The organism is Sphingomonas sp. M6A6_1c, assembly GCF_053345135.1.
This window is the reverse complement of the sequence record NZ_JBKEZO010000006.1, coordinates 58,634-68,397: the sequence shown is the minus strand read 5'-3', so window position 1 is coordinate 68,397 and position 9,764 is coordinate 58,634. Positions and strand designations below refer to the sequence as shown.

Annotated in this window: 9 protein-coding genes; 4 read left to right on the top strand and 5 right to left on the bottom strand. The window is 68.5% G+C overall.

What is annotated here, in order from left to right:
* Positions 1-100: 100 nt before the first annotated feature.
* From ACLBWH_RS13690 to ACLBWH_RS13675, 4 genes are read left to right on the top strand one after another with little or no spacing between them, the layout of a single operon-like run.
* Positions 101-787 carry a Crp/Fnr family transcriptional regulator gene (locus ACLBWH_RS13690; protein ID WP_322847766.1) on the top strand — a complete coding sequence of 229 codons (687 nt, stop codon included), beginning with the start codon at positions 101-103 and terminating at the stop codon, positions 785-787.
* A complete protein-coding gene (locus ACLBWH_RS13685; protein ID WP_447799478.1) occupies positions 772-987 on the top strand; it encodes a hypothetical protein in 216 nt (71 codons plus the stop codon). Before ACLBWH_RS13690 ends, ACLBWH_RS13685 begins: the two co-directional genes overlap by 16 nt.
* Before the next feature lie 51 nt (positions 988-1,038).
* Positions 1,039-3,168 carry a M3 family metallopeptidase gene (locus ACLBWH_RS13680; protein WP_447799477.1) on the top strand — a complete coding sequence of 710 codons (2,130 nt, stop codon included), beginning with the start codon at positions 1,039-1,041 and terminating at the stop codon, positions 3,166-3,168.
* Positions 3,165-4,445, top strand: coding sequence for an MFS transporter (locus ACLBWH_RS13675; protein WP_447799476.1), 1,281 nt, complete (start codon positions 3,165-3,167; stop codon positions 4,443-4,445). The genes ACLBWH_RS13680 and ACLBWH_RS13675 overlap by 4 nt, the downstream gene beginning before the upstream one ends.
* A gap of 413 nt (positions 4,446-4,858) precedes the next feature.
* Here ACLBWH_RS13675 and ACLBWH_RS13670 read toward each other — a convergent pair whose 3' ends face one another.
* The 5 genes from ACLBWH_RS13670 to ACLBWH_RS13650 form a co-directional block, all read right to left on the bottom strand.
* A complete protein-coding gene (locus ACLBWH_RS13670) occupies positions 4,859-6,190 on the bottom strand; it encodes a HAMP domain-containing sensor histidine kinase (RefSeq protein ID WP_447799743.1) in 1,332 nt (443 codons plus the stop codon).
* A gap of 71 nt (positions 6,191-6,261) precedes the next feature.
* Entirely contained in the window at positions 6,262-6,981 is a 720-nt protein-coding gene (locus ACLBWH_RS13665) for a response regulator (RefSeq protein WP_179508821.1), read from the bottom strand.
* 71 nt (positions 6,982-7,052) lie between these two features.
* Positions 7,053-7,496, bottom strand: a complete 444-nt coding sequence (locus ACLBWH_RS13660) for a hypothetical protein (RefSeq protein WP_447799475.1) — start codon at positions 7,494-7,496, stop codon at positions 7,053-7,055.
* 136 nt (positions 7,497-7,632) lie between these two features.
* On the bottom strand, positions 7,633-8,403 hold the full coding sequence (locus ACLBWH_RS13655; RefSeq protein WP_447799474.1) for a thioesterase family protein: 771 nt from the start codon (positions 8,401-8,403) through the stop codon (positions 7,633-7,635).
* Positions 8,400-9,650, bottom strand: coding sequence for a TetR/AcrR family transcriptional regulator (locus ACLBWH_RS13650; protein ID WP_447799473.1), 1,251 nt, complete (start codon positions 9,648-9,650; stop codon positions 8,400-8,402). The genes ACLBWH_RS13655 and ACLBWH_RS13650 overlap by 4 nt, the downstream gene beginning before the upstream one ends.
* Positions 9,651-9,764 lie beyond the last annotated feature (114 nt).

The window sequence follows — 9,764 nt, the reverse complement described above, 5'->3', positions numbered from 1 at the left end:
ATCGATGAGAGACGACCCGAAGGATAGTGCATCGACTCAGGACGATGTCGCCCAATTCCCACGAACCGGCCGCTTCCTGATGGGCCGGGGACGCACGGGTATGACGATCGAAGAGCGCCGCGTGCTCGAAGAGGCGGCGACGACCGTGAAGGACTATCCCGCGCGTCACCAGCTGGTCCGCCGCGGCGAGCCGGTCGAAACCAGCATGATGCTGATCGATGGCTACGTCACCCGCTACATGGACGATCGCGAAGGCTATCGGCAGCTCGTATCGGTCCATATCCCGGGCGACTTCGTCGATCTCCACGGTTTTCCGACCGGACGGCTCGATCATGACGTCGGCACGCTCGGGCCGGTCAGGATGGCGCTGTTCGATCATCAGACGCTGGTCGGGATCACCGAGCGTCATCCGACGCTGACCCGCTTCCTGTGGTTCGCGACCCTGATTGACGCGGCGATGCACCGCGAGTGGATATTCCGTCTCGGCCGCCTCGGCGCCGACGGGCGGCTGGCCCACTTCTTCTGCGAGCTGTACGCGCGGTTGCAGATGGTCGGGCTGGCGCGCGACGGACGCTTCGACCTGCCGCTCACCCAGCCCGATCTCGCGGAGGGGTGTGGGTTGACGGGTGTGCATGTCAATCGCACCTTGCGGACGTTGCGGGAACGGGCGTTGCTTACCTTCAAGAACGGGCGGGTGGAGATACTGGACCTTCCCGGCCTGTGTGCCGTCGCCGAATTCGCCAGCGACTATCTCTATTCGGATGCCGGCGCGTGGAAGACGGGATGACGCCGAGCGACGATCCCGCCGGCCGGCCCTATCGCGTCAATACCGAAGCCGGCATCGTCACCGTGGAAAACGGACAGGTCCTGCTCGACGGCCCCGGCGGCGTCGCGGTGGCGATGACGCCGGCGGCGGCGGCCGAGACCGGTCGCCGCCTGCTCGCCGCGGTGCACGAGGCGCAGCTGCAGGCCAATCAGCCGGGGTGACGTGACGGGATCAGCGGCTATGCTAGGCGGCCGAACGATCCGGAGAACGTCTTGCTGCATATCCTCGTCGCCGCCGCATCAGGCCTGCCCATCCTCGCCGGAGCCGGTACGCTGATCGCCACCGATGCCACGGCGCAGACGCCCGCCGCCAACCCGCTGCTCGCCGACTGGACCGGCCCATACGGCGGCGTTCCCCCCTGGGATAAGGTGAGGCCCGAACTGTTCCCGGCGGCGTTCGAAGCCGCGCTCGCCGAACGTGCCGCCGATTATCGCCGCATCGCCGACGATCCCGCCGCGCCGACCTTCGCCAACACCTTCGTGCCGATGCAGCTCGCCGGCCAGCGTTATGGCCGGGTGATGACGCTGTTCGGCGTGATGACCGGCAATATGAACAGCCCGGCCTATCAGGCGCTCGACCGCGAATGGTCGCCCAAATTCGCCGCCGCTTCGGACGCGATCACCTTCGACCCCAAGCTCTTCGCCCGCATCGAGGCGGTCTACAAGGCACGGGGCAAGCTCGACGCGCAGCAGCAGCGGCTGGTGACGCGCACCTATGACAGCTACGTCCGCCAGGGCGCGCGGCTGAACCCCGCGCAGAAGGCCCAGCTGTCGGCCTACAACCAGCAGCTCGCCAGCGCGTTCAGCGACTTCTCGAAGCGCCTGCTCGCCGACGAGGGCACCGCGATCCTCGTCACCGACGAGGCGCAGCTCGCCGGCGTCCCCGACAGCGTCAGGGCGGTCGCCAAGGCCGCCGCCGCCGAGCGCGGCCAGACCGGCTGGGCGATCGTCAACACGCGTTCGGCGGTCGACCCCGTCCTCACCTTCGCCAGCAACCGCGCATTGCGCGAAAAGGTGTGGCGCGCGTTCACCAACCGCGGCGACAACGCCGACGCGAACGACACCAATGCGGTGATCGCGCAGATCGTCAAACTGCGTGCCGACCGCGCCCATCTGCTCGGCTTCAGGACGCATGCGGACTGGCGGATGCAGGACACGATGGCGAAGACGCCCGCCGCGGCGATGGACCTGATGCTGCGCGTCTGGCCCGCCGCCAAGGCGCGGGTCGGCGAAGAGGTCCGCGACATGCAGGCGATCGCCGACAAGAGCGGCGCGAAGATCACGATCGAGCCGTGGGACTATCGCTTCTATCAGGAGCAGGTGCGCAAGGCCCGCTACGACCTCGATCAGGCGCAGCTCAAACCCTATTTCGAACTCAACAATATCATCCAGGGTTCGCTCTACGCCGCCAACCGGCTGTACGGGCTGAATTTCAAGGAGATCACCGGCACCGTGCCGGTGTTCGAGCCGAACATGCGCGTTTGGCACGTCACCGACCGCAACGGCAAGGAAGTCGGCCTGTTCTACCGCGACGATTTCGCGCGGACGGGCAAGCGCTCGGGCGCCTGGGCCAATACCTATCGCAGCCAGCGCAATCTCGCCCCGGCGCAGACGGTGCTGTCGTCGAACAACAACAATTTCGCGCGTGGCGCGAAGGGCGAGCCGATCCTCATCAGCCTCGACGACGCGCAGACGCTGTTCCACGAATTCGGCCACGCGATCCACGCGATGCTGCAGAACGTCACCTATCCGGGCCTCGCCGGCACGCCGCGCGACTTCGTGGAATATCCCAGCCAGGTGAACGAGCATTGGCTGCTCACCCGCGACGTGCTCGACAAATATGCGCGCCATTATCAGACCGGCGCGGCGATGCCGCAGGCGTTGCTCGACAAGATCGAGGCGTCGAAGACCTTCAACCAGGGCTTCGCCACCACCGAATATCTGTCCTCGGCGATCGTCGACATGAAGCTGCACACGGTCGCCGACGGGGTCGTCGATCCCGACGCGTTCGAGCGCAAGACGCTCGCCGAGATCGGCATGCCGCGCGAGATCGTGATGCGGCACCGCCTGCCGCAGTTCAATCACCTGTTCTCGTCGGACAGCTATTCGGCCGGCTATTACAGCTACCTCTGGTCGGAGACGATGGACGCCGACACGTTCGCGGCGTTCGAGGAGGCGGGCAGTCCGTGGGACAAGCCGACCGCGAACCGCTTCGCGAAGATCCTGCTCTCGACCGGTAACGAGACCGATCGCGCCGAGGCCTATCGCGCCTTCCGCGGTCGCGATCCCGACGTCAACGCGCTGCTGAAGAAGCGCGGCTTCCCGGCCGGGGCGGCCAAATGAGCGGGACGGCGGCGCCGGTGGGGCGGCTGAAATCGATCCTCGGCGGTTCGGCGGGCAATCTGGTCGAATGGTTCGACTGGTACGTCTATTCCGCCTTCGGCCTCTATTTCGCGCCGCATTTCTTTCCGAAGGGCGATCCGACCGCGCAATTGCTCAACACCGCCGCGGTGTTCGCGGTCGGCTTCGTCATGCGGCCGATCGGCGCGTGGATCATGGGCATCTACGCCGACCGCCGCGGTCGCAAGGCGGGGCTGACGCTGTCGGTGACGCTGATGTGCGCCGGCGCGTTCCTGATCGCGATCTGCCCGAGCTATGCGACGATCGGCTGGGGGGCGCCTGCCTTGCTCGTCTTCGCGCGGTTGATGCAGGGCCTGTCGGTCGGCGGCGAATATGGCGCGAGCGCGGTCTATCTGTCGGAGATGGCGGGGAAGAACCGGCGCGGCTTCTTCTCGTCCTTCCAATATGTCACGCTGATCGCCGGGCAGTTGCTCGCGCTGTTCACCCTGCTGCTGCTGCAAGGCGTGTTGAGCGAGGCCGAACTCGAAGAATGGGGCTGGCGCCTGCCGTTCGCGCTCGGCGGCCTGCTCGCGATCGTCGTCTTCCGCATCCGCCGCGGGCTGATGGAGACCGAGGCGTTCACCAATGCCAAGGACAAGCCCAAGTCGAGCGGCTGGCTGCTCTTCTCCAAACATCCGCGACAGGCGGCGACGGTGGTGCTGCTCACCGCCGGCGGTACGCTCGCCTTCTACGCCTACACCACGTACATGCAGAAGTTCCTGGTCAACACCAGCGGCTTCAGCCGCGAAACCGCGACCTGGGTGATGACCGGGGCGCTCGCGCTCTATGCGGCGTTGCAGCCGCTGGCAGGGGCCTTGTCCGACCGGATCGGCCGTCGGCCGCTGATGATCGGCTTCGGCATCGCGGGCGTGCTGGCGACGGTGCCGATCTTCACCGCGCTGGAGACGGTGAAGAACCCCATTGCCGCCTTCGCGCTGGTGATGACCGCGCTGGTGATCGTGACGGGCTATACCGCGATCAACGCGGTGGTGAAGGCGGAGCTGTTCCCGGCGCATATCCGCGCGCTCGGCGTCGCCTTGCCCTATGCGCTGGCCAACACCGCGTTCGGCGGCACGGCCGAATATGTCGCGCTGTGGCTCAAGGACGCGCAGATGGAACGCGCTTTCTACTGGTATGTCACTGCGATGATTGCGGTGTCGTTGATCACCTATTGGCGGATGCGCGACACGCAGGCGCACAGCCAGATCGCGGAGGACTAGGCGGGATCGACCTTCCGTCGAATTCCTCGCCCTGGCGGGCAGGGGTATCGGATATGACCCTCACGGTAAGTCGTACGCCCTCCAAATCCACTTCGTCACCCCGGCCTTGCGCCGGGGTCCCGCTTCTTTGGACGGCGCGAAGAAGCGGGATGCCGGATCAAGTCCGGCATGACGGGGATGGGAAAGCCGTTGCAGCACCCCAATGGCCATATGCGATCGCCCTGCCCTAGTGGGGGAGGTGGCAGCACAAAGCGTTGACGGAGGGGGGACACGGAACAGACGTGTCGCTTACCTCCCCCTCCGTCATGCCTTCGGCATGCCACCTCCCCCTCGCGGGGGAGGAATTTTGCTAAGATTCCGAATGTCGATCCGGCCGAAGCCATATGCATGCGCCCCGCGCAGCGGGAGAACGGTCAGCCGCGCGGCAGTTCGATCGTCGCGCACAGGCCGCCGCCGTCGCGGTTCGCCAGCCGCACGTCGCCGCCCGCCTCACGCACGATCGTCCGGGCCAGCGCCAGCCCCAGCCCGATCCCGCCCGTATCGCGGTTGCGCGAGGTTTCCAGCCGGGTGAACGCCTCGAACACGTCGCCCAGCCTCGCCTCGGGGATGCCCGGCCCGCGATCCGCGACTTCGATCCGCACCGCCGTCGCCTCCGCGACCAATCGTACCTCGGCGCCGTCGCCGTATTTGACCGCATTCTCGATCAGATTGCGGATCGCCCGCCGGATCAGCGACGGCCGCAGTCGCATCCGCAGCCGGTCCGCCTCCTCGAACGCGACGTCCTGGCCGAGATCGCGGAAGTCCTCGACCACCGCATCGACCAGCGCGGCGAGATCGACCTCGGTCAGCGGCTCGCTCGGCCGCCCCATCCGCGCCAGCGACAGGATGTCGTCGAGCGTGCGGTTCATCTCGGCGATCGTGTCCGCCATCCGCGCGCGGTCGTTGTCGTCCTCGACCGATTCGATCCGCACCCGCAGCGCGGCGAGCGGCGTGCGCAGATCGTGGCCGATCGCGCCGAGCATCCGGTCCTTCTCGTCGAGCATCGCGGTGACGCGCAATTGCAGCGCGTTGAACGAGCGCACCAGCCCGACGATATCCGCCGGCCCGTGCTCCTCCACCGCGACCGGCGTCTCGCTGCCGCCGCGGCCGAAGCGCTGCGCCGCGGCGGTCAGTTCGCGCAGCGGCCGCGAGATACGCCGGGCGATCCACAAGACCGGCAGCAAGACGACGCCGTAAAGGATCAGCGTCTGCGCGAACAATCGCCAAAACAGGTGCATGCCGCCGTCGTCGCCCCACGGCACGATCACCGCCAGCCAGCCCGAATGCGGTCGCTCGATCGCGATCAGCAGCGCCTGTTCCGGCCGGTCGCCGGCGCGCCGGGTCCGGTTGGCCCGCGGAACGCTGCGGCCGAGCACGGCATCGTCCACCGCCGTCCAGTCGCGCACGCCGGTGTCGATCCGTCCGACCTCGACCCCCTGTTCGCGCAACTGGTCGCGCAGCTCGCTCGCCAGTTCGGGCAAGCGCGGCAGCCCGGCGGGGATGTCGTTGCGGTCGGCGCGCCGGATCCGGCCATGGTCGCGCTGGATCGGCCGGCCGCCCTGCGCCTCCCGCTCCATCGCATCGGCGATGCGGATCGCGACGGGCCGCGTCGCCTGCGCCAGCCGGAACGCCGCACGCTCGCGCAGCGCCAGCCCGAAATTCACCGCCTGCGCGACGAACAACGCCAGCGCGATCAGGACCGCCATCTGCCCGGCAAGGCTGCGCGGCCAGAGTCTCACAGCATCTGTCTCACAGCGTCAGGCTCACGGCATCAGGCTCACAGGCGGGTGACCTCCGCCGCCAGCGTATAGCCGCCGCCCCACACCGTCTTGATGATCTCGGGCAGTTTGGCGTCCGTCTCGATCTTTCGGCGCAGGCGGCTGATCTGATTGTCGATCGCGCGATCGAACGCCGCCGCCTCGCGCCCCTGCGTCAGGTCGAGCAACTGGTCGCGGGTCAGCACCTGCCGCGGCCGCGTCACCAGCGCGAGCAGCAGATTGTATTCGCCCGTCGACAGCGGCACCGACACGCCCTCGCGATCGACCAGCGCGCGCTCGCCGGTCTTGAGCACCCAGCCGGCGAAGGCATAGGAGCCGCTTTCCGGCGCATGCTGGCGCGCGCCGCCCGCGGTGAGACGGCGCAGCACGACCTTGACCCGCGTCGCCAGTTCGCGCGGCGAGAAGGGCTTTACGACATAATCGTCCGCGCCCATTTCCAGCCCGACGATCCGGTCGGTCTCCTCCGCCTTGGCGGTGAGCAGGATGACGGGCGTATCGCTGGTCGCGGCGATGTGCCGGCACAGCGACAGGCCGTCCTCGCCCGGCATCATCACGTCGAGGATGACGAGATCGATCGCATAAGCGGCGAGCCGCGTCCGCGCGCTCTCCGCATCCGCCGCCTGGGTGACGCGAAACCCCTGTTTGGTGAGATATTGCGCGAGCGGTTCGCGGATCGATCGCTCGTCGTCGACGAGCAGCAGGTGCGGCATGTCTCCCATCGGTTCGGCATTAGCCACGGCGCACCCTTCCTGCAAAGCCCGGACGGGCAATTGCCCGCCCGGTCAAGATGTTACTGGGCCGGGGCGGGCGGCGGGGGCATGTCGCCGACGCGCGGGCCGCGCATCGGCCGTGCTGCCGCGAGTTCGGCCGCATCGAGCTTGCCGTCGTGGTTGGTGTCGAGCCGATCGAAGCGCTGGCCGGCGCGCGCGAGCGTCTCGGCGCGGGTCATCTCCCGGTCGCCGCCGCCGCGCGGGCGGTTACCGCCGCCGCGCCATTGCGGACGCGCCGCATCGCGTTCCGCGGGCGTCACCTTGCCGTCCTTGTCGGCGTCCATCGCGGCGAAGCGCGCTTCCGCCTCCGCGATCATCTCCGGTCGGGTGATGACGCCGTCGTGGTTCGCGTCGAGCCGCATCATGCCGCCGCCGGGCGGCGGGGCAGGGGGCACGGTCTGCGCGCCTGCTGCGGCCGTCAGTAGCCCGCTCGCGATCGCGAGCCCGAAACGCATCGATATCATGACGTCCTCCACCCCCGGCGGGCCGATCCCTGCCGCACCCTCTCCTTATGGCAGGCGGGTGTCGCGGCCGTATGTCGCGTGCGGTGGAATTTGTCGCAACCTGTCGCATGATCCTCCCCCTGACCGCGGGGGCCGATCAGGCGAAGACCGCGACGCTCTGCATCTGCTCGGCGACCGGCGTGCCGTCCGCCGCCCAGATCGCCATCGCCTGGCTCGAACTGCCCGCGCGCGCGTAATCGCTGGCCGAGCGCAGCAGCCACCAGCCGTCCTGCGTCACCGGCGCCTCGCCGAGCAGGTTGAGCTGCCACGTCATCGAGCTGACCGGAGCAGGGCGGCCGAGCAGCTTCAGCGCCACCGGCGGCAGGCAATCCGCGACCGCGATCAGCGCGACCAGCGGATCCACCCCGGTGCGATCGGTCAGCCGCACCCAGCGCAGCCATTCCGCCGGCCCCGCCTCCTGCCGCTCGACCATCTCGAAATGCTGCGAGAAGGCGACCGCCGGATGGCCGCGCATGACGGCGTCCGCAGGCCCCGGCACCGCCACTTCCGGCATCGACCCGGCGCGATGGTCCACCGCCGATTCGACCGCGCGCATGAAGACGAAGGTGGCGCGCAATCCCAGGCCCGCCTCGCCCGAGACGTCCGCCTGCACGAACGCCGCATTGCGCCCGCGGCGCAGCACCTCGGCGCGGACCGTGATCGCGCCGCTCAGCGGCCCGACGAACGCCACCAGCGCCGATCGCAGCGGCGGCAGGTCGGCATCCGCCCCCATCGCGGCATGCAGCGCGAGCGCCGCCGACAATCCGCCATAAGCGGTCCGCCCCTGCAACCACGTCTCGGGCACAATGCCGCGCCAGCCCTGCGCGACCGGCTCCAGCCCGGCGATCACCTGGCCGAGCGTCGTCACCGCAACGCCCGGTCGTCGAACAATCCGAACAGCAAGGTCGAGGCGTACATCGCCACCGCCCGCTCGCGCGGCATCGCGGCGGCCCATTTGCGCATGTCGAACGCGGCATTCTGCAACGCCATCAACGCCTGCGCCGCGACCAGCGCATCGACCGCGCGGATCGATCCTTCGGCGATCCCGTCCATCATCGTGCCCGCGAACCGCCGCGCGATCCGGTTCGACCGGTCGACCATCGCGGTGCGCACCACCCCGGGCAGGCCCGACAGCGCCGTCGTCCGCAGCAACGGCGTCCGCTCGGCGAACTGCACATCGAGCAAGGTCGCGATCGTGCTCGACAGCCGCTGCCAATGTGATCCGCCCGCCTCGTCCGCCAGCCGCTGCGCGTCGGAGATCGTGTCGAAGCTGCGCCGGTAGCAGGCGATGACGAGATCGTCCTTGGCGTCGAGATGGTGGTAGAAGCTGCCCTTGGTGACGTTGAGCTCCGCCGCGATCCGCTGCACCGACGCGCCGCGATAGCCCAGCTCGTTGATCAGCCGCGTCGCGGCGAGCAGGAAGGCGGCGCGGCCCGGCTCGCTCTCCTCGTGCGTCAGGTCGATCGGCTGCGGCGCCCAGCGGCCGTCCGGGATCGCGATGCCATGGTCGAACACGTCCATCAGCCGCGCCTCGACGCGGGCATATTGGTCGGGCTCGTAACGGACCAGCCAGACCGGCAGCCAGAAGGTGTTTTCGAGCAGCACGTGCGCACGCGCGCCAAACAGATCGGTCTCCGCGCGATTGGCCGCCGCGCCCCACAGGCCGCGCGTCCGCCGGAACACTTCGCGCCAGCGATTCATCAATCGGGTACGGTTGGGCTCCTCGGTGGCGCGCAGGTCGGACAGCACCGCCATCGCGCGATCTTCGCCGCGCTGCACCCGCGCAAGCCGCTCCATGTTGAGCGCCAGATAGCGGCGCACCCGCTCGCGCGGGGTGGCCGCGGCGCTCGCCTCGTCGATCATCGCCAGCAACTGGTCGAGCGTGTGCTCGAACGCCGCCGCCGCGAGGTCCTCCTTGCGCTTGAAATAATAAGTGACGCTGGTGGTGTTGAGCCCGACGCGCCGCGCCACGTCGGCGAAGGTCATCCCCTTCGCGCTCTGTTCGTTGATCGCCTCGGCGGCGGCGGACAGGATCGCGTCGCGTTTCGCGCGGAAACGCTTCGTGCCCTGTTCCTCGTCAGCGCCGGCGCTGCCCACGTCCTCCGTCTGGTCCATCCGACCCGTCTATCAATGCCGGTTTAGAAGAAACAGTGTTTTCTCTCGGCGATGCGATCAGGCGTGGAAAAGCGGCGACCCGCCGCGTCACACCACTTTACCGAATGTGCGGTA

Bases quoted from the DNA above. Each gene is read 5' to 3' on its own strand.
- ACLBWH_RS13650 (WP_447799473.1), bottom strand. From the start codon at position 9,650: ATGGACCAGACGGAGGACGTGGGCAGCGCCGGCGCTGACGAGGAACAG.
- ACLBWH_RS13675 (WP_447799476.1), top strand. From the start codon at position 3,165: ATGAGCGGGACGGCGGCGCCGGTGGGGCGGCTGAAATCGATCCTCGGC.
- ACLBWH_RS13660 (WP_447799475.1), bottom strand. From the start codon at position 7,496: ATGATATCGATGCGTTTCGGGCTCGCGATCGCGAGCGGGCTACTGACG.
- ACLBWH_RS13665 (WP_179508821.1), bottom strand. From the start codon at position 6,981: ATGGGAGACATGCCGCACCTGCTGCTCGTCGACGACGAGCGATCGATC.
- ACLBWH_RS13670 (WP_447799743.1), bottom strand. From the start codon at position 6,190: ATGGCGGTCCTGATCGCGCTGGCGTTGTTCGTCGCGCAGGCGGTGAAT.
- ACLBWH_RS13690 (WP_322847766.1), top strand. From the start codon at position 101: ATGACGATCGAAGAGCGCCGCGTGCTCGAAGAGGCGGCGACGACCGTG.